We start from the raw sequence: 17,355 nt of genomic DNA, 5'->3' as shown, positions 1-17,355 counted from the left end.
GTTCAGACATGGGAAGGCCGAGGCAGTTCGACCCACAGGTCGCCGTCGAGCAGGCCATGCAGGTGTTCTGGCGCAAGGGCTACGCCGCCACCACCCCGCAGGACCTGGTCGACGCCCTGGGCCTCGGCAAGGGCAGCCTCTACAACGCCTTCGGCAGCAAGCAGGCCTTGTTCCAGCAGGCACTCCGGCGCTACCGGGACAGCCAGACGGCGCTCCTCGTCGAGATGCTCGAGGAGCCCGGGCCCGTCAAGATCCGGCTGCGCGAGGTGCTGGGGTTGCTGACCGAGATGGATCTGGCCGACCCTGATCGCCGCGGCTGCATGGCCGTGAACACGGCCGCGGAGCTCGCGGGGACCGACGAGGTGGCCACCGAGCTCGTGCGGCGCATGCTCGACCGCACCGAGGACGCCTTCCGGGCGCTGATCCAGGAGGGACAGCGCTCCGGAGAGATCGCCCCCGACCGCGACGCGCACGCGCTCGGCAGCCTGCTCGTGAACACGGTGGTGGGGCTACGACTGATGGCGCGCGTCGCCGAGGGGCCCGATCGCCTGTCCCGCGTGATCGACGCGGTGATCGACTCCCTGTAACCCCTCCTACCCCACCGTCCGAGGTGACCGTCTCACTCGCCGACGGACGCCCTCATTTTGTACCTACAGGTAAAGAAGTGGAGTCTCAATGGAACTCGACCTCACCTCCAAGACGGCCGTCGTCACCGGCGCCAGCCGGGGCATCGGACTGGCCACCGTGCGAGCGCTGATCGACGAGGGCGTACGGGTCGTGGGAGCCGCGCGCACCATCACGCCCGAACTGAAAGAGACCGGGGCGGTCCCGATCTCGGTCGACCTGAGCACCGCCGCCGGAGCGACCACGCTCATCGACGGCGCCCTGGCCGAACTGGGCGGCATCGACCTGCTGGTGAACAACGCCGGCGGCGGAGACGCCGTGGAGCTCACGGGATTCCTCGACACCGATGACGCGCAGTGGAACGGGGTACTCGATCTCAACCTGCTCGCCGCGGTCCGCGTCAGCCGCGCCGCGCTCCCCAGCCTCATCGAGCGCCGGGGCGCCATCGTCAACGTCTCGTCCATCAACTCCCGGCTGCCCGCCGCCGGCCCGGTCGCCTACAGCGCCGCCAAGGCCGCCCTGGCCGCAGTGGGCAAGTCGCTGGCCGAGGAGTTCGGGCCGCAGGGGGTCCGGGTCAACACCGTCTCACCCGGAGTGGTCCGCACCGCGATCTGGGAGGACCCGGACGGCTTCGGCGGCAAGGTCGCGGCCGCCGCCGGTGCCGAGCACGCCGCGTTCCTGCAGCAGATCCCCGCGACGTTCGGCATCACCACGGGACGCATCACCGAGCCCGGTGAGGTGGCGGCTCTGATCACCTTCCTGCTCTCCGACGTGGCCGGCAACATCACCGGCGCGGACCACGTCATCGACGGCGGCACCGTCAAGACGCTCTGAGCCCGCCCCGAGGAGCAGGGCGCACGAGGGATCCTCACCGGACTCGACTCGCGTTCGAGACGGTGAGGATCCCGTCGATCCGTACGCGACCTGGAAGACCGACCGGGGCGACGTCTCAGACGAGGTGGTCCGCTCGAAGATCGTGCTTGTCCATCCAGGCGGCGATGGTCGTGGCGATCGCGTCGGGCTGGTCTTCCGGGGTGTGATGGCCCGCGACGAGGTCGTGGTCGGCGATCTCGAGGCCGGCCATGTTGGCGGCGCACCATTCGATCAGTTCCGGTCCCAGCATCGTTCCGGGACCGGGCTGGAAGGTGAGCATCAGCTTGGGCACGTCGGCGCTGCCCGCGAGCCAGTCGTCGTACCTGTCGACCCTGGCCACGACGTCGGCCGGCTCCCCGCCGAGGGGCATGGATCGCGCCCATCGGAGGAGCGGCAGGCGGCTGTCGCGCGTGGGGTACGGCCTGCGGTACGCGGCGAGGTCCGCTTCGGCGAGCGGACCGGCGGTGCTGCCGGGCAGCATCTCGATGAAGGCGTTCTGATCGAGCATCATGGCCTCGCCGACGCCCGGCGTCTTGATCGACCGGAACAGCTCACGCCCGCCTTCGGGGAACTCCTCCCAGGACATGGACTTCACGATCGTCTCGGTGACCGCGATGCCGCGCACCCGGCCGGGATGGCGGGCGGCCCAGTCGAAGGCGAGCGCGCCGCCCCAGTCGTGTCCGATCAGGACGACGTCGTCGAGTTCGAGAGCGTCGAACCACGCGTCGAGATACCGGGCGTGGTCGTCGAAGGTATAGCCGATGTCCGGCTTGCCCGACTCCCCCATCCCGATCAGGTCGGGCGCCAGCCGGCGACCGGGGTCGCCGACGGCCGGCAGGACGCGCCGCCAGAGGTACGAGGAGGTGGGGTTTCCGTGCAGGAAGACCATCGGCACCCCGGCGCCGGTCTCCCGGTAGTAGATCGTCGAATCCAGAACCTGTGCGACGGGCATGGTGTTCTCTCCGTGCTGATCGAGGTACGACCGATGAGGTCAGGTGTTGAGGGTCAGGACGCGGTCCACCGCGATCTCGATGACGACCCGCCCCGGTGGAGCGGGAGGCGGTGACTGGTAGCGCCTGGTGTAGCGGTGCGCGCCGTCGGCGACCTGACGTGGATCGCCGGACACGGTCGCCCTGCCTTCGAGCGTGATCCAGCGGAAGCCGGCCACCTGGCACAGGGCGGCGCGGCCGCCCGGGTTCGCCGTCAGATTGCGCGCCTTGCGCGACGAGGCGACCGTCATCACCCTGGCCAGCCCCGCGTCACCGTCCCAGGTGAAACGCACGGCCACCACGTGAAGCGACCCGTCCGGCCGGACGGTCGTCAGCGTGGCGAGGTGCGGCTCGGCCAGGAATGCCTGGGCCGAGGCCGACAATGCGATCTGGCGGGTCATCCTCGCTCCCCTCTTCGAGTTCCATGGGCGACTCGGCGAGGCTACTGTCGTGGGGCTAGTAGGTACCTAGAGGAAAGTGAGGGTGACGTGACCGAGATCACGACCGAGGTCGCCCCGGAGCAGGCCTGCCCGATCGCGCCCGTGGTCGACATCGTCTTCAGTCGGTGGACCACGCCGATCCTGTGGACGCTCCACGCGCACGGGCGGCAACGGTTCGTCGAACTGCAACGGCGCATCACCACGATCACGCCCAAGGTGCTCACCCAGCGGCTACGACAGCTGGAACGCGACGGGCTCGTCGTGCGCACCTATCACCCCGAGGTCCCGCCCCGGGTGGAGTACGAGATCAGCGACCTGGGGCGCAGCCTGGCCCCGCTGTTCGCCACACTCGCCGCATGGTCCGTCAACCTGGAGAAGGTCGACGAGGCCCGCCGGGACTACGACGCGAGGCGACAGACCAGCGGCCGCAGAGCCTGAGCGGTCACGAGGACCTCGTCGTGTTCACGCTGCTGCCCAGAGTCGGGGTCGAGCTTCCCCACCGAGCGGGGCTGCTCAGGTTCGGGATGACCGAGCGGCGAGCCCAGTGGGCGATCTCGACACTGGCCGACGTCCGCGAGGAGTGGGTCTGCGTCAGGGCACGAGCGACCGGCGTGGCATTGGCGTTCTTCGCCGAGTACGAAGATCTCACCATCAGCGTCCGCGGTGGCCCCGCTGCCGACGATCGGGTCCCCGGCCTCAACGAGATCCGCATCGCCCGGCGAGGCGATCCTCTCCCGACCGTCCCGGCGGCCGTCCCGGTCGTCTACGACGGCATCGACCTCTTCGGATACCCCGACTCCGAGGTGGAGGAGGCGCTGAGGGCGGTGCGTCCCCCTGCTGCGGGCGAGCAGACGCTCGCCGAGGAGTTCGGCTTGACGCTCGGCCGTCCCACCGCCGCCGTCCGTTCCCCGGGACCGGCCGGTCGCAGACCACGCCACCCGGATCATGGGGAACCGGCCGCGACGCGCTACCTGGCCTCCGCCACGCTGACCGATCCGGAGCGGTACCCGCTCATGACCGGGTAGCGGAGCGGACCGAGGCCGGCCCGCGGGGTCGATCCCGGCTGACCCGCCACTGGTCCGCGGTCCTCACGGTCGGCCGGCGGGCGTGACGCCGTGCGCGTCCTCACCGGTCACGGTGTCCGCGGCGCGTTTCCGGATGACGTACACGCGGGCCACGACGGTCAGGACGGCGGCGACGGGCAGCCAGACGGCCGCCACCCGCCAGAGGTCGTCCCCCCTGCCACCGACGAAGAGCGGGGAGAAGAGCCCGGCGAAGAACAGCCCGACGGCCAGGCCCATTGTGGCGACCATGCCCGGCGTCGGGTCCGGGATGGCGCGGCGCCCCAGCCGCCAGGCACACGCGGCGGTCACGAGCAGGCCGCTGGGAACCGTGACCAGCGCGAAGATCAGCACCCGCGCGCGCATGTCGGCCGGAGCGTCATCGGTCTGCTGGGTGAAGTCCCCGGACGAGATCTCGGTCAGCAGGCCGCGCCAGAGGGTGCCGGTGACCCGCTCGCCCTTCTCGAAGACGGGGCCGCCGGAGTCGTAGGTCGTCTCCCGTCTGGTGCCGTCCGCGCCGGTCAGGACCAGGCGGTTCGGCCCGCGCCTGCTGTTGCGCAGGATCATGTCCGCCACGGTGAACTCCTGCGTCCAGCGGCAGTCGGCGGGCGCGGACGGTGCCGCCGGGCAGCGCGCCGCCGCCTCGTAGGCGCGCAGGTCGCGCGCGCCGCCCGGCGCCTCGGTCGCGGCGAGGAGGACGCCGAGCGCCACCAGACCGACGCCGACCAGCAGGGTGAGGACGGTGGCGCCGGTGCTGCGCAGGATCCGGGTGCCGGAGACGTGGGCCATGTCCCGCATTGTCCCATTTACCGGATCTTGGTGACGCCCAGCGCAGGACGGTTCGCGCCAGGATGGGGCCATGATGCCTGCTGCTCATGACGGGACGTCCCGGCCGGTCGTACGGCCGCTGAGTCCCGAGGACCTCCCCTGGATGCGCGAGCTGTTCACCGAGCGGTGGGGAGGGGTCGTCTCCGTCAGCCGGGGCGTCGCGCACGACACGACCGCGCTGCCCGGTTTCGTCGCCCACCTCGATGGCGTGCGGGCCGGGGTCGTCACGTACCGCCCCGACGGACGAGAGTGCGAACTCGTCACCCTGGACTCCGTACGGCAGGGGACGGGCGTGGGCACCGCGCTGGTCGACGCCGTGGCCGAGGCGGCTCACGCCGCGGACGCCGTACGGCTGTGGCTCGTCACGACCAATGACAACCTGCGGGCGCTGCGCTTCTACCAGCGGTACGGCTTCGACCTCGCCGTCCTGCACCGCGACGCCGTGGCCCGGTCGCGAGCGCTGAAGCCGTCGATCCCGGCGACCGGACTGGACGGCATCCCGATCCGTCATGAACTGGAGCTCGAACTCGACCCGCGCCGGGCCGGCTCCGCGGCAGCGGGGTGAGCCGAGCGCGCGACCCGTACGGCATGGCGGTCGCGCGCGGGCGGTGACGGCCTCGCCCTACCGGCCGGCGCGTGCCCCGCCGTAGCGGGAGCCACGCGCCGGTCGGATCGGAGGTCTCCCGGGACGGGCGGCGCGACCATGGGCTCCGGTCAGGCGCTGGCGCCGCCGTCGAGGACGAGGTCGTGGCCGACGGTGAAGCCCGCCTCGGGCGAGGCCAGCCAGAGGACCGCGGCGGCGGCCTCGGCGAGGGTGCCGGCCCGGCCGATCGGCAGCGCGTCCTTCAGCCGTTCGGCACGGTCGGCCTCGGTCTCGCCGGGCCGCAGGGACATCGACGTCTCGATCGGACCGGGGCTGATCGCGTTGATGCGGACGCCGTCGCCGATGTACTCCTTCGCCGCCGCGCGGGTCAGCGTGCTCACCGCCGCCTTCGAGGCCGCGTACGCGCCGAGGAACGGCAGCCGCAGGTGGGCGCCCAGGTTGGACGCGGTGTTGACGATCACGCCACCGCCGTTGGCGCGCATGTGGGCGATCTCGTGTTTCATGCAGAGGAAGACGCCGGTCAGGTTGACGGCGAGCTGGCGGTCCCAGGCGGCCTCGTCCAGGTCCGCGAGCGGCCCGGCCTCGAGGACGCCCGCGTTGTTGAACGCGATGTGCAGGCCGCCATGGCGTGCCACGGTGGTCCGGACGAGCCGGGCCACGTCCTCGGAGGAGGACACGTCGGTCGGCACCGCGTCCGCCCGGCCGCCTTCGTCCTCGATCAGTGCCACGGTCCGGTCGAGCGCCTCGCCGTTCCGCCCGGCGACCACGACGGTGGCGCCTTCGCGGGCGAACGCCAGCGCGGTCGCCCGGCCGATGCCGGAACCGCCGCCCGTGACGAGGGCCACCTTGCGGGTGAAACGTACGGACATTCCTTCTCCTTCTCTCATCGGGTACGGCGCGGCAGAGCCGCGCACACGGCAATGGCCACCAGCGCGGCCGCGGCGACGCGCAGGGCGAAGGCGTAGCCGCTCGAGGCGTCCGGGGAGTGGGCGGCGGCGACGGGGATCAGCACGGCGAGGCCGAGGGGCGGGCCGATCTCCATCGCCGTGTTGACCAGGCCGCCGGCCAGTCCGGTCCGGTCGTCCTCCACCCCGTGCAGCGCGGTCAGCAGGGCGGCGGAGAAGGTCATGCCGGCGCCGAGAGGGAAGACGAGGAGCCCGGCGTACGGCGCGTCGAGGAGGCTGAGCAGGCCGAGGCCGGTCGCCGCGACGGCCGGTCCCGCCGCCAGGACGCGGCGCTCCCCCAGCCGGGCGATGAGCCGTCCGGTGAGCGGGCCGGCGGCGAGGAGGGACGGAGTGGACAGCAGGAAGACCGCCGAGGTCCGCAGCGGGGACAGGCCGCGTACCTGCTGGAGGTGAAGGGACAGCGTGAAGAACGCCGTGGCCATCGCCGCCGCGCAGAGCGTGACGGCCGCCAGGGGCAGCAGGCGCCGGGCCACGAACGGCAGAGGGGTCAGCGGGACCGTGGCACGCCGCTCGGCCAGGCAGAACAGGACGATCAGCAGGACACCGCCGAGGACGACCCGGCCGGAGCGCTGCAGGCCGTAGATCAGTGCGGCGAGGCCCGTCGTCGCGAGTACCGCGCCGGGCCAGTCGATCCGGTTCCCGCGGGCCGGCCGGTCGGCGGGGAACAGTCCCGGCGCCACGGCCACGGCGACGGCCGCGACGACCACCGGCGCCAGGAGGGCCCAGCGCCACGACACCCAGGTGATCAACACCCCGGACAGCACGGTGCCCGCGGTCGCCCCGGCGCTGCTCAGCACGCCCCAGACCGCCATCGCCCGGCCCCGTCGACGCGGGTCGGGGAACAGCGCGCCCGCCAGCGCCATCGCCGCCGGAGCCGTCAGTGCGGCGCCGGCCCCCTGGACGAACCGGGCGACCACCATGCTCCCCGCGTCCGGGGCCAGACCGGCCGCCGCCGAGCCGAGGCCGAAGACGGCCGCGCCGACGGCGAAGATCCTCCTACGCCCGAACGAGTCCGCCAGCCGGCCGCCGGGCAGCAGCAGCCCGCCGAACGCCACGCCGTACGCGGACGTGACCAGCACCGTTCCGGCGTCGTCCAGGTGCAGGTCCCGCCGCATGGCCGGCAGCGCCACCGTGATCACCGTGATCGCGGCGATGAGCGTGAGCTGGACGGCCCCGAGCAGAGCGAAAGCGATCTTCGATCTATTCGGATCGATCATTCTGTATTCGAGTTCCGCGTCACCGGCGACGCAGGGCTCAATCGCCGCTGACGGCTCGCCATCTCCAACCTCCCGCACGGCCGAAACCCTAGCCATATCTAGATCGAACGGTCAAATATCGACGAACGCTCGTCGGCTGGTGGCCCGTCGGAGGACTGTGCACGATTCGCCGATGCCCGAGAACACGCGCCACCGCCGCCAGGCCGCGATGCGCGGCTGTGACCGGATCCTCTCCGGAGCCCGGCCGGCGACGATGCGGGAGTTGCTCGCCGAGATGCAGGCGGCCGAGGACCTGGACGCCCTGCCCGACCTCTACGACGGCGGGCCGGTGACGGCGCTGGAGGAGCGCGTCGCCGGGCTTCTGGGCATGGAGGCCGCGGTGTTCTTCCCGACCGGCACGATGGCCCAGCAGATCGCGCTGCGCTACGGCGCCGACCGGACGGGGAATCCGACGGTCGCGCTGCATCCCCTCGGCCATCAGGAGCTGCACGAGCGGTACGCCTACTCCTGGGTGAGCGGCCTGCGCGCCGTCCGGCCGACCACGGCGCCGCGCAACCCGACGGCCGAGGAGATCGGCGCGCTCGCCGAGCCGGTCTCCACCGTCGTCGTCGAACTGCCGCTCCGCGACGCCGGCTTCGTGCTGCCGACCTGGGAGGAGCTGACCGCCGTGGCGGCGGCCGCCGCCGGCATCGGCGCGCGCCTGCACCTGGACGGGGCGCGGATCTGGGAGTCCGCGCCGTACCTCGGGCACTCGTTCGCGGAGATCGCGGGCCTCGCCGACAGCACGTACGTCTCCTTCTACAAGACGCTGGGCGGGATCAGCGGCGCGGCGCTCGCGGGGAGCCGGGAGCTCGCCTCGTACGCGCGGGTGTGGCGGCACCGCCACGGCGGTCAGCTGTTCCAGCAGTGGCCCGCCGCACTCGCCGCGATGGCCGGCCTCGACCGCGAACTGCCGCGGGTCCCTGAGTACGTACGGCACGCGCGGACGGTCGCCGCCGCCCTGGCCGGGCTGCCCGGCGCGCGGGTGTTCCCCGAGCCGCCGCACACGCACCAGTTCCGGCTGTGGCTGCCGTACCCGGCCCGGGCGCTCGATGACGCGGCGTTCGCGCTCGCCGAGGAGGAGAAGGTCTGGTTCGCCAGTGGGTGGCGGGACACCGAGGTCCCGGGCGTGGCGATGGCCGAGATCACCGTCGCCGCCCCCAGCCTGGAGTGGACGGCGGCGGACGTCGCCGAGGTCGGCGCGCGCCTCACCGACCGGGCCGCCCGCGCCTGACCCGGATCGCCGGACTTGTCGGCCGGGCCACCGGCGACCGGACGGGACCGACGCACCCCTGGCCACCGCGGCCCGACGACCGAGGGGACCGGCGCACCCCCGGGCGGCCGGGCCACCGGCGACCGAGCGTGGCCGGCGGGCCGGTGACGTGATCTTTGCGCGGTGGGTCCGGCCGCAGATTTCTCGCTTGACCTGTGTTTACGCCCGCATGGTCAATGGGTACTCACAGTAACGAGATCGCAACGGCACGTAATGGGAATCACGGGGGACACTCCGGGCCCCGCCCATCGTCTGCGATTCGAGGAGGGCCGGCATGACCGTACGACACCGGCGGGTGATTTCCCCCCACTCGTTCCGGGCGAGAGCGTGCGGCACCCGGCCCTCCAGATCCTCCGGCGCCGGTGCGGTACGCCCCCACGGCATCGGCGCCACACCGGCCGGGCCGGCGGTGTTCCCGAGTCTCACCGTCGGCCCGGCGCCCCGATCAACCGGCACGGCACGCGCGAAAGGAGTCCGGATGACCTGACGCCTGAAACCCTCTCGACTCGAACGGTCCCACTGGCCCGCGGCGAACCATACGACGCCGCGGGCCAGTGCCCTGTTCAGAGCTTCAGGCGCCAGGTCTGCTCCTTGAGCGGCGGCCCGAACTCATCCGACGGCTCCTCCTCGACCAGTTCGAAGCCGGCGCGCTCATAGAGGCGGCGGGCCCCCTCGAGGATGTCGTGGGTCCAGAGCACGAGCTCCTCGTACCCCGAGCGGCGGGCGAACCTGACGCACTCCTCCACGAGCCGGCCGCCCACGCCCCGACCGCGCGCGAACGGCTCCACCAGGAGGAGGCGCAGGCGCGCGACGCGCTCGCTGTCCCGTACGCAGAAGATCGCCCCGGCGGGCCGGCCGTCGATCTCCGCGATCCACGCGTTGTCGCCCGGCCCGTGCCCCTCGGCGTAGTCGGCGACGACGCGGGCGACGAGCGTCTCGAAGGCCGCGTTGTATCCGTGCTCGACCGCGTACAGCGCTCCGTGCCGCTGGACGACCCAGCCGAGGTCGCCGGGGCCGAGCGGGCGCAGCAGGTAGGAGTCGGGCCGGGGACTCTCGCTCAGCAGGCCCTCGATGGCGGCCATGGCGCCCAGCAGCCGGCGCTGCCCGTCCTCGGCGAGGCCGACCAGGATGCGCTCGATCTGGGCCGCCGACCGGGAGTCCAGCTCCTGGAACACGTCGCGGCCGCGGTCGGTGAGCCGGGCGAGCTGCCGCCGGGCGTCGTCCTCGGCGCGGCCACGGACGATCAGCCCGTCGGCCTCGAAGCGGGCCAGCATCCTGCTCAGGTAGCCGGCGTCCAGGTCGAGGGACCGGCGCAGGTCGGCGACCTCGCGGGCCTCACCACGGGCCAGCTCGAAGATGACCCTGGCCTCGGTGAGCGAGTACGAGGTCTCGACCAGTCCCTCGTTCAGCACGCCGATGACCGAGGTGTAGAAGCGGTTGAAAGCACGGACGGCGTCGATCCGGTCCGGCGGCACGGCACTCTTCATTGACCACCTCAAGCATTAAAGTTGACGCGGTCAAAGATAATGGCGCGAGACCGCACGGTCCAGAGGTGATCGTGGGTCACAGTCGCCCCGGCGCCCGGCGCCGGCGCGGTCCGCGGATCAGACCGTGGCGTCGGCGCTCGGGGCCGGGGCGGTCCGCTCGCGCAGCTCGGCGATCACGCGCCGCTCGACGTAGAAGGTCAGGAACGGGATGATCCCCGCCAACACGACCAGCACCATCTTCCCCAGCGGCCAGCGGACCCGGCGGTACAGGTCGAAGGCGGTCAGGAGGTACAGCGGGTAGCAGATCATGCCGTGCGGGATGCCCACGGCGGTGGACAGCACGCCGTTGTGCGCGAACAGCTTCACCGGCACCGCGACGAAGCACAGCACGATCAGCAGCACGCCCGTCACGTACGCCATGACGCGATAGCGGGTCACCGCTCCTTGCAAGGGTCGTCCCTCCGTGAGGCCCGCGCCGTCAGGGGCGCGCCGCCTCGTCGTTCAGTCGGGCGAGGCGGCGGTTGTAGGCCGCCAGCTCCTCGTCGTCCTCGTCGTCGATGTCAGCGATCACGGGCGACGGCGCGGCTCCCGGCGGGGTCACCGTCCCGGGGTCGGCGTTCGTCTCGCCGCGCAGCTCGTCCCGCACCATCCGGACCCACATGGCGACCACGAAGATCGCGAACATCGGCCACTCGATGACGTACGCCCAGCTTTGCAGATTGCCGCCCTGGGCGCGCTCCAGCTGCCACCAGCCGGCCAGCATGAAGATGCCGATCAGCACGATGGCGATCGAGTGCAGCCCGAGCCAGCCGGGTCTGAAGAACCGTCGCACGTCTTGAGCGTACCCGCCCCCGCGCGGGATCCCGGTCCGGGTCCGCCTCAGGCGGCGACGGCCCTGATCACCGGCCGCGCGGCGGACCCGTGTAGATGGCGCGCGGGCGCAGCGGCGTGCCCCGGGCGTACTCCTCCAGCGCGTGCGCGAGCCAGCCGGCCGTACGGGCGACGGCGAAGATCGCCTCCCCCGCTCCCCGGCCCATGCCCGTCGCCGCGCCGAGCGTCGCGAGCGCGAAGTCGATGTTCACGCCGGGCAGGCCGCGGCTCCGCGCCTCGGCCAGGACCGCTTCGGCGACGGCGAGCCGCTCGTGCCCCGGCGCGGCGGCGCGCACGAGGTCGAGCAGGCAGCCGGCCCGGCCGTCGCGGGCCTGGTAGACGACGCCGCCGAAGCCGGGGACGCGCTCGCCCCGGCGCAGGCGTTCGCCGATCACGCGGGCCGCGCGGCCGGGCGCCCCGATCTCGGCCAGCAGCGCCTCTGCGCCGAGCGAGGCGCCGCCGTGCAGGCCGCCCCCGGCCGCGCCCAGTCCGGCGGTCACCACGGCGTACGGATCGGCGCGGACCGAGGCGGCGACCCGGGCGGCGAGCGTGGAGGCGGCCAGTTCGTGGTCGGCCAGCAGCACGAGCGCGGCGTTCAGCGCCCGGATCGCCGGGGGCCAGGGCTCCGCCGAGGTGAGGCGCGGCCACAGCCGGGCCGCGATCGAGCTCTCCGCCGACCGTTGGGCGGCGGTCGCCTCCGGCGGCCGGTGGGCGACGGTCGCCTCCGGCGGCTCTCCGCCGCCGGCGACCGCGGGCAGGGCGTCGACCATGCCGGCGAGGAGCTGCCGGCCGACGGCGATGACGGCGGGCGGATCGAGGACGAGTCGCAGCGGGTCGGCCGCTGCGAGGGCGGCGGCGATCACCTGGAGCCGGTCCAGGGGCAGTGTCTCCTCCGGGAGCCCCGACTGCGCCGCCCGCGCCACCGCGACCACCTCCGGCCGCGACCGCCACCGAGGGCCGTCCGGCGCGGGGTCCGCGCCGGACCACAGCCACTCCGCGACGGCCTCGAAGGCGTGGGAGGAGGCCAGGCCGAGGGCGTCGCGTCCCCGGTAGTACGGACGGTCGTCGCCGAGCGCGGTGATCCGCGACTCGATAACCAGCTCGCTCGCGCCGGGCGGCCGTCGCGGCCGTCCTCGGCGGGCCAGCTCCTCGATCTCGTCCGGGTCGAACAGGCTGCGCCGCCCGTCCGGCGCGCGCCGCCGCCGCAGCACTCCCCGGCTGACATAGGCGTACAGCGTCGCCGGCTTCACGCCCAGGCGCTCGGCCGCCCGGGCCGCGTCGATCCACTCACCCGCCGTGTCCGTCACGACGTCACCGTAGTTGATCGGCCGTCAACATTGATCGACACGCCGGGCCGGCCGGCGTCTCAACGGAGACGCGATGTCGGATTCTCGCGAGCGTCCGGTGCCCATCGGTTGATAGGAAAGGAGGATGGACGTCGCGATCGGAGCACTGGAGACGCCGCTGGGCCGGCTGGCCTTCGCCTGCACGGCGGAAGGCCTGTGCGGGCTGTCCTTCCGGGACACGCCCCGCGCCCGCGCGCTGCTGCGCGCGAAGCTGCCCCTCATCGACGCCCCGGCGCGGACGGATCCCGTGCGGGAGCAGCTGAGCGCCTACTTCGCGGACGGGCTGCGCGCGTTCGACCTGCCGATCGACTGGCGCCACACGTCCGGCGCCCAGCGCGAGGTGCTGGAGAAGCTGTACGCCGGCGTCCCCTACGGCGAGACCGTCACGTACGGAGGGCTGGCGGACCTCAGCGGCACCGGCGTGCCCGCGCGGGCCATCGGCTCGATCATGGGCTCCAACCCGATCCCGATCGTCGTGCCGTGCCACCGGGTCGTGGCCTCCGACGGTCTCGGCGGCTACAGCGGCGGCTCCGGCGTCGAGGTGAAGCGCTGGCTGCTCACCATGGAGGGCGCGATCCCCGCCACCCTTGACTGGGACCCCTCCGCCGGGCCGCTCTCCTAGGATCTGTCCTCAAAGTCGCCGCTCGCTACGGGCGGGGACTTCGAGACGGGCCCTGAGCCCGCAGCCCGTCACGCCGGTCGCGGCAGCGCGTCGTAGGTGACGCCGGTGCGCTCCTCCGAGACCTCCCACAGCCGGCGGCCGAGCCCGGGGTCCTCGGCGCCGCGCAGCGTCGGCACCCGGCGCGGGGCGCCCCGGCTCTGTCCCGGCCCGCGCGGCCCGTAGCACTGCCCGCCGCGCACGTCCGAGGTGGTCGCCGCGTACAGCGTGGGCTGCGCGCCGGCGGCGTCGGACTGGGCGAAGAGCCTGTTGCCCAGGCCCTGGACGACCTCGCCGATCCGGCTGCCGGCCATCCGCGGCCCGGCCTGCTGCAGGTTCGTCGCGGCATATCCCGGATGAGCCGCGACGCTGACCAGCCTGCCGCCGGCCCGGCGGTCGAGCTCCTTGGCGAAGACGAGGTTGGCGAGCTTGGACCCGCAGTAGGCCGTCCACTTCCCGTAGCGGCGCTCGCCGTCGAGGTCGTCGAAGTCGATGCGCCCGAGCCAGTGCATCATGCTCGTGACGGTGACGACGCGCGCGCCGGGGCGGTCGAGCAGGGCGGGCAGCAGCAGGCCGGTCAGCGCGAAGTGACCCAGATGGTTCGTGCCGAACTGCAGCTCGAACCCGTCGGCGGTGGTCCGGCGCGGCAGGGCCATCACGCCCGCGTTGTTGATCAGCAGGTCGAGACCGTACGTCCCCTGCTCCTCGGCGAAGGCGCGGACGGACGCGAGATCGGCCAGATCGAGGGACCCGAGCGCGACGTCGCACCCGGGAACGGCCGCCCGGACGCGGTCGAGCGCCGCCCGGCCCCGGTCGGCGCTCCGGCAGGCGAGGACCACGGTCGCTCCGTGCCGCGCCAGCTCCAGCGCGGTCCGCAGGCCGAGCCCGCTGTTCGCGCCCGTCACGACGGCACGTGTCCCGGTGAGGTCCGGGATGTCATCGGTGGTCCACTTGGCCATGTCCGCACCTCCACTGGCCGCCCATACTAGAACGTGTTTCGGTTCCCTTGAACGGGAAGACGGCACCGTGCCCGTCCGGGGCCCCCGCCGTCCGTTCCGGGACGCTCGGCCCGCTGTCCGTTCCGGGACGCTCGGCCCGGCGTCCGTTTGACGGCGGCCGACCGGGTCGATAATTGGATCATGCCGTCGCAGGTCATCGTCCCGCACCGGCCCGGCCCGCTCATCGACCCGCCGGTGGCGGCGGACGGCCCCGGCCCGGCCGAGGACCAGGAGATGGGGATGGGAATCCCCGAGGTGGTGCTCGCGGCGAGCGGTGCCGTCCTGTTCGTCGCCGTCCTCGCGGTCGGCCTCCCTGCCTGGCTGAGCGTCGTGGCCGTCGCCGGTCTCGCGCTCGGACTCGCGCTGCCCGCCCAGGCGGCGACGCTGCGCGCGGTGCGCCGACGCCGGCTCCGGCGGCACGCGAAGGCCCTCGAGCGCGGCATTCCCCTGGACGTGTCCCATTCCTCGGTGCGCCGTCTCGTCACCGCGTACGACCGGCTGCGGCGCACCGCGGGGCCCGGCATGGCGGTGGACGCCGGCCATCTCGCGCTCGTCGAGGTCGCCATGCTGCTGGGCGGCCGCGCGCCGCGCGAGGAGGAGGTCGACTACGTCCTGCGCCGGGCCGAGGCGGTGTCCGCGCTGGCCGACCGGCTCGCCCACGGGCCGGTCCCGCCGATCGAGCTCGCCGGTCCGGACTCGGTCGCCCGCATCGAGGCGCTGCTGTCCTGAGGCGCCGGGGTCTCCCGCCGGACGGGGAGGCGCCGCCGTCCTGCTCCGGAGCCGTCCGGTCGCTCGCCCGACGGCGAGGCACGCCGCCCGAGCCCCGCGGCCTTCCCCCGCTCAGCCGACGGCGAGGCATGCCACCCCGAGCCCCGGAGCCTTCCGCCGCTCAGCCGACGGCGAGGCGTACGGCCTCCTCGGGGTCGGCGGCCCGCCTGATGCCCGGCAGTGGCTCGCCGCACTCGTCCAGGACCTGCCAGCCGCCCAGCTGCACGACCGGGACGTCGCCCCGGCGCATGGCCAGGGCCAGCTCGGACAGGGTCCCCCAGGAACCGCCGACGACGATGACCGCGTCGGCGGAGGCCACGAGCACGGCGTTGCGCGCCTCGCCCAGCCCGGTGGCGATCGCCGCGCTCAGCCCCGCCGTGGCGCCCTTCCGGTCGGGCCGGGACAGGACGCCGACCACCAGGCCGCCGGCGGACCGGGCGCCCTCCGCCACCGCCGCCATGACGCCGGTGTACCCGCCGCACAGCACGACGGCGCCGCGCTCGGCCAGCAGCCTGCCGACCTCGTACGCGGCGTCGCCCTCCGCGGCGGTGCAGTCGCGGGGACCGCACACGGCCACCTGGATCAGGACAGGGAGCTCTCGATCGCTCCGACGACCTCGTCGGTGTCCGGCTCCATGCGCGGGTCGAACCGCGCCACGACCGTGCCGTCCGGGCCGATGAGGAACTTCTCGAAGTTCCACCGGATGTCGCCGGTGTACCCGCTCGCGTCCGGGACGGTGACGAGCGCGGCGTACAGCGGGTGCCGGTGCTCGCCGTTCACGTCGACCTTCTCGGTGAGCGGGAAGTCGACGCCGTACGTCGTCGAGCAGAACTCGGCGATCTCCTCCGGACTTCCGGGCTCCTGACCGGCGAACTGGTTGCAGGGCACACCCAGCACGGTGAACCCGCGGCCGGCGTAGGTCTGCTGCAGTCGCTGAAGTCCCTCGTACTGCGGGGTCAGGCCGCACTTGGAGGCGACGTTGACGACCAGCACGCTCTTCCCGCGGTACTGACCGAGGTCCGCGGGGCCGCCCTCCAGGCGGTCGATGTCCACATCATAGATCGACACGACCCGAATCCTAGTCTGGAAGCATGGGAGAACTCCTGGTCGGCACGGCGTCGTGGACGGACAAGACCCTCCTGGCGAGCGGCTGGTACCCGCCGGACGTGAAGACGGCCGAGGATCGCCTGAAGTACTACGCCTCCCGGTTTCCGCTGGTCGAGGTCGACTCCACGTACTACTCGCCCCCGGCCGAGCGTACGGTCGGCTACTGGCGGGACCGTACACGGTGCGACTTCACGTTCAACGTGAAGGCGTTCTCGCTGCTCACCCAGCATCCGACCCGCCCGGACGCGCTCTACAAGGAGCTGCGGGAGCGGGTGCCGGACAAGAGGTCGCTGTACCTGCGGGACGTCCCCGGCGACGTGGTGGAGGAGGTCTGGCAGCGGTTCCTCGGCGCGCTGTGGCCGCTGCACGAGGCCGGCCGGCTCGGCGCGCTGCTGTTCCAGTTCCCCCAGTGGTTCCCGATCGGCCGGGCGAACAAGGAGTACATCCTGCAGGTGAAGCGCAGATGCGAGCCGATGCGCGTCTGCGTGGAGTTCCGCAACCGGACGTGGATGAGCGAGGACAATCAGGAGGAGACCCTCGACTTCCTGCGCCGGTACGACGTGCCGTACGTCAGTGTGGACATGCCGCAGGGACATCCGAGCTCGATCCCGCCGGTGCTGGCCGCGACGTCCGACCTGGCCGTCGTGCGCTTCCACGGCCACTCGGACAAGTGGACCAGCAAGAACATCTATGAGCGCTTCGGCTACCTGTACTCGGAGCGGGAGCTGAAGGATTGGGCGCCGAAGGTGCGGCGCCTGGCCGAGGACGCCGACACGACGCATGTTCTCCTGAACAACTGTTATCGAGACTACGCACAGCGCAACGCGGCCCAGTTGGCCGCGCTGCTCGTAGCGTCCCCGGGACAGGGCTCAGCGGTTAGGCAGGTCGCTGACGAATGTGGACAGTGAGTTGGCCGCGCCGCTGATGCCGCCCAGCGCTCCGTGCACGACGTTCGCCGCGCTGTGCGGCCGGCTGATGAGGTAGAACGCCAGGAACGCCAGGCCCCCCCACTTGAAGGCTTTCTTCATCGCAAGTCACTCCTCGTATCGAGTGAGATACAAGGAGTAACTTCCCAGTTATGGCGTCGGGCAGCAGCGGCTGCCCGCAAAGCGGTGTCCTCAAACGGCAAAAGTTTGCGGCGAGGGCCCGACCCGCCCGGCGCTGAGCCTCCTCGGCGCCGGGCGGCGGCGTGCCACGGGCGCAGCCCG

Annotated in this window: 22 protein-coding genes; 9 read left to right on the top strand and 13 right to left on the bottom strand. The window is 72.8% G+C overall.

Features of this window, described 5'->3' with window-relative positions:
- The first annotated feature begins 8 nt into the window (after positions 1-8).
- Positions 9-587: a TetR/AcrR family transcriptional regulator gene (locus AB0L00_RS14135; protein WP_364432977.1), complete on the top strand. Its 579-nt coding sequence runs from the start codon at positions 9-11 to the stop codon at positions 585-587.
- Positions 588-675: 88 nt separating this feature from the next.
- Entirely contained in the window at positions 676-1,458 is a 783-nt protein-coding gene (locus AB0L00_RS14130; RefSeq protein WP_364432975.1) for an oxidoreductase, read from the top strand.
- Between the two features lie 115 nt (positions 1,459-1,573).
- On the opposite strand, the gene AB0L00_RS14125 is transcribed toward AB0L00_RS14130, so the two are convergent.
- On the bottom strand, positions 1,574-2,449 hold the full coding sequence (locus tag AB0L00_RS14125) for a haloalkane dehalogenase (RefSeq protein ID WP_364432973.1): 876 nt from the start codon (positions 2,447-2,449) through the stop codon (positions 1,574-1,576).
- Positions 2,450-2,488: 39 nt separating this feature from the next.
- Positions 2,489-2,887, bottom strand: coding sequence for a PPOX class F420-dependent oxidoreductase (locus AB0L00_RS14120; RefSeq protein WP_364432970.1), 399 nt, complete (start codon positions 2,885-2,887; stop codon positions 2,489-2,491).
- An 87-nt stretch (positions 2,888-2,974) separates the two neighbouring features.
- On the opposite strand from AB0L00_RS14120, the gene AB0L00_RS14115 reads away from it, so the two are divergent.
- Together AB0L00_RS14115 and AB0L00_RS14110 are read left to right on the top strand one after the other, a co-directional pair.
- Positions 2,975-3,364 carry a helix-turn-helix domain-containing protein gene (locus tag AB0L00_RS14115; protein WP_364432967.1) on the top strand — a complete coding sequence of 130 codons (390 nt, stop codon included), beginning with the start codon at positions 2,975-2,977 and terminating at the stop codon, positions 3,362-3,364.
- A gap of 20 nt (positions 3,365-3,384) precedes the next feature.
- Positions 3,385-3,951, top strand: a complete 567-nt coding sequence (locus tag AB0L00_RS14110; RefSeq protein WP_364432964.1) for a hypothetical protein — start codon at positions 3,385-3,387, stop codon at positions 3,949-3,951.
- 63 nt (positions 3,952-4,014) lie between these two features.
- Here the strand turns inward: AB0L00_RS14110 and AB0L00_RS14105 are convergent, their stop codons facing one another.
- Positions 4,015-4,776, bottom strand: a complete 762-nt coding sequence (locus tag AB0L00_RS14105) for a hypothetical protein (protein WP_364432961.1) — start codon at positions 4,774-4,776, stop codon at positions 4,015-4,017.
- Between the two features lie 70 nt (positions 4,777-4,846).
- Here AB0L00_RS14105 and AB0L00_RS14100 point away from each other — a divergent pair, with 70 nt between their 5' ends.
- Entirely contained in the window at positions 4,847-5,380 is a 534-nt protein-coding gene (locus AB0L00_RS14100) for a GNAT family N-acetyltransferase (RefSeq protein ID WP_364432958.1), read from the top strand.
- A 149-nt stretch (positions 5,381-5,529) separates the two neighbouring features.
- Here AB0L00_RS14100 and AB0L00_RS14095 read toward each other — a convergent pair whose 3' ends face one another.
- Complete coding sequence (locus AB0L00_RS14095; protein WP_364432956.1) at positions 5,530-6,288, bottom strand: glucose 1-dehydrogenase; 759 nt, start codon at positions 6,286-6,288, stop codon at positions 5,530-5,532.
- Between the two features lie 14 nt (positions 6,289-6,302).
- The gene (locus tag AB0L00_RS14090; RefSeq protein WP_364432954.1) at positions 6,303-7,601 is read right to left on the bottom strand and encodes an MFS transporter; all 1,299 of its coding nucleotides are present in this window, start codon (positions 7,599-7,601) and stop codon (positions 6,303-6,305) included.
- Positions 7,602-7,773: 172 nt separating this feature from the next.
- Between AB0L00_RS14090 and AB0L00_RS14085 the strand changes: the two genes are divergently transcribed.
- The gene (locus tag AB0L00_RS14085; RefSeq protein ID WP_364432952.1) at positions 7,774-8,874 is read left to right on the top strand and encodes a beta-eliminating lyase-related protein; all 1,101 of its coding nucleotides are present in this window, start codon (positions 7,774-7,776) and stop codon (positions 8,872-8,874) included.
- A gap of 602 nt (positions 8,875-9,476) precedes the next feature.
- On the opposite strand, the gene AB0L00_RS14080 is transcribed toward AB0L00_RS14085, so the two are convergent.
- From AB0L00_RS14080 to AB0L00_RS14065, 4 genes are all read right to left on the bottom strand, one after another.
- On the bottom strand, positions 9,477-10,400 hold the full coding sequence (locus AB0L00_RS14080) for a helix-turn-helix domain-containing GNAT family N-acetyltransferase (RefSeq protein WP_364432950.1): 924 nt from the start codon (positions 10,398-10,400) through the stop codon (positions 9,477-9,479).
- Positions 10,401-10,517: 117 nt separating this feature from the next.
- Entirely contained in the window at positions 10,518-10,838 is a 321-nt protein-coding gene (locus tag AB0L00_RS14075) for a DUF3817 domain-containing protein (protein WP_345358540.1), read from the bottom strand.
- 40 nt (positions 10,839-10,878) lie between these two features.
- Positions 10,879-11,232 (bottom strand): hypothetical protein, encoded by a 354-nt coding sequence (locus tag AB0L00_RS14070; protein ID WP_345358543.1) that lies wholly within the window; start codon positions 11,230-11,232, stop codon positions 10,879-10,881.
- A 67-nt stretch (positions 11,233-11,299) separates the two neighbouring features.
- Positions 11,300-12,577, bottom strand: a complete 1,278-nt coding sequence (locus AB0L00_RS14065; protein ID WP_364432946.1) for a citrate/2-methylcitrate synthase — start codon at positions 12,575-12,577, stop codon at positions 11,300-11,302.
- Between the two features lie 124 nt (positions 12,578-12,701).
- Between AB0L00_RS14065 and AB0L00_RS14060 the strand changes: the two genes are divergently transcribed.
- Positions 12,702-13,238 (top strand): methylated-DNA--[protein]-cysteine S-methyltransferase, encoded by a 537-nt coding sequence (locus tag AB0L00_RS14060; protein ID WP_364432943.1) that lies wholly within the window; start codon positions 12,702-12,704, stop codon positions 13,236-13,238.
- A gap of 68 nt (positions 13,239-13,306) precedes the next feature.
- Here AB0L00_RS14060 and AB0L00_RS14055 read toward each other — a convergent pair whose 3' ends face one another.
- Positions 13,307-14,233, bottom strand: a complete 927-nt coding sequence (locus AB0L00_RS14055) for an oxidoreductase (RefSeq protein ID WP_364432940.1) — start codon at positions 14,231-14,233, stop codon at positions 13,307-13,309.
- A 180-nt stretch (positions 14,234-14,413) separates the two neighbouring features.
- On the opposite strand from AB0L00_RS14055, the gene AB0L00_RS14050 reads away from it, so the two are divergent.
- Positions 14,414-15,001: a hypothetical protein gene (locus AB0L00_RS14050; protein ID WP_364432937.1), complete on the top strand. Its 588-nt coding sequence runs from the start codon at positions 14,414-14,416 to the stop codon at positions 14,999-15,001.
- A 160-nt stretch (positions 15,002-15,161) separates the two neighbouring features.
- Here the strand turns inward: AB0L00_RS14050 and AB0L00_RS14045 are convergent, their stop codons facing one another.
- Together AB0L00_RS14045 and AB0L00_RS14040 are read right to left on the bottom strand one after the other, a co-directional pair.
- Positions 15,162-15,611, bottom strand: coding sequence for a TIGR00725 family protein (locus AB0L00_RS14045; RefSeq protein ID WP_364432934.1), 450 nt, complete (start codon positions 15,609-15,611; stop codon positions 15,162-15,164).
- Positions 15,612-15,622: 11 nt separating this feature from the next.
- Positions 15,623-16,108, bottom strand: coding sequence for a glutathione peroxidase (locus AB0L00_RS14040; RefSeq protein WP_364432932.1), 486 nt, complete (start codon positions 16,106-16,108; stop codon positions 15,623-15,625).
- 23 nt (positions 16,109-16,131) lie between these two features.
- Between AB0L00_RS14040 and AB0L00_RS14035 the strand changes: the two genes are divergently transcribed.
- Positions 16,132-17,055 (top strand): DUF72 domain-containing protein, encoded by a 924-nt coding sequence (locus AB0L00_RS14035; protein WP_364432929.1) that lies wholly within the window; start codon positions 16,132-16,134, stop codon positions 17,053-17,055.
- Here the strand turns inward: AB0L00_RS14035 and AB0L00_RS14030 are convergent.
- Entirely contained in the window at positions 17,017-17,175 is a 159-nt protein-coding gene (locus AB0L00_RS14030) for a hypothetical protein (RefSeq protein ID WP_345358567.1), read from the bottom strand. The two genes, AB0L00_RS14035 and AB0L00_RS14030, sit on opposite strands and share 39 nt — an antisense overlap.
- Positions 17,176-17,355 lie beyond the last annotated feature (180 nt).

Source organism: Actinoallomurus sp. NPDC052308, assembly GCF_040679195.1.
Taxonomy (GTDB): Bacteria; Actinomycetota; Actinomycetes; order Streptosporangiales; family Streptosporangiaceae; genus Actinoallomurus; species Actinoallomurus liliacearum.
This window is presented reverse-complemented; position numbering and strand designations above follow the sequence as displayed.

Coding starts and splice junctions, on each gene's coding strand:
- AB0L00_RS14050 (WP_364432937.1), top strand. CDS start 14,414: ATGCCGTCGCAGGTCATCGTCCCGCACCGGCCCGGCCCGCTCATCGAC.
- AB0L00_RS14125 (WP_364432973.1), bottom strand. CDS start 2,449: ATGCCCGTCGCACAGGTTCTGGATTCGACGATCTACTACCGGGAGACC.
- AB0L00_RS14080 (WP_364432950.1), bottom strand. CDS start 10,400: ATGAAGAGTGCCGTGCCGCCGGACCGGATCGACGCCGTCCGTGCTTTC.
- AB0L00_RS14105 (WP_364432961.1), bottom strand. CDS start 4,776: ATGGCCCACGTCTCCGGCACCCGGATCCTGCGCAGCACCGGCGCCACC.
- AB0L00_RS14060 (WP_364432943.1), top strand. CDS start 12,702: ATGGACGTCGCGATCGGAGCACTGGAGACGCCGCTGGGCCGGCTGGCC.
- AB0L00_RS14055 (WP_364432940.1), bottom strand. CDS start 14,233: ATGGCCAAGTGGACCACCGATGACATCCCGGACCTCACCGGGACACGT.
- AB0L00_RS14085 (WP_364432952.1), top strand. CDS start 7,774: ATGCCCGAGAACACGCGCCACCGCCGCCAGGCCGCGATGCGCGGCTGT.
- AB0L00_RS14130 (WP_364432975.1), top strand. CDS start 676: ATGGAACTCGACCTCACCTCCAAGACGGCCGTCGTCACCGGCGCCAGC.
- AB0L00_RS14095 (WP_364432956.1), bottom strand. CDS start 6,288: ATGTCCGTACGTTTCACCCGCAAGGTGGCCCTCGTCACGGGCGGCGGT.
- AB0L00_RS14035 (WP_364432929.1), top strand. CDS start 16,132: ATGGGAGAACTCCTGGTCGGCACGGCGTCGTGGACGGACAAGACCCTC.
- AB0L00_RS14030 (WP_345358567.1), bottom strand. CDS start 17,175: ATGAAGAAAGCCTTCAAGTGGGGGGGCCTGGCGTTCCTGGCGTTCTAC.
- AB0L00_RS14135 (WP_364432977.1), top strand. CDS start 9: ATGGGAAGGCCGAGGCAGTTCGACCCACAGGTCGCCGTCGAGCAGGCC.
- AB0L00_RS14120 (WP_364432970.1), bottom strand. CDS start 2,887: ATGACCCGCCAGATCGCATTGTCGGCCTCGGCCCAGGCATTCCTGGCC.
- AB0L00_RS14100 (WP_364432958.1), top strand. CDS start 4,847: ATGATGCCTGCTGCTCATGACGGGACGTCCCGGCCGGTCGTACGGCCG.
- AB0L00_RS14090 (WP_364432954.1), bottom strand. CDS start 7,601: ATGATCGATCCGAATAGATCGAAGATCGCTTTCGCTCTGCTCGGGGCC.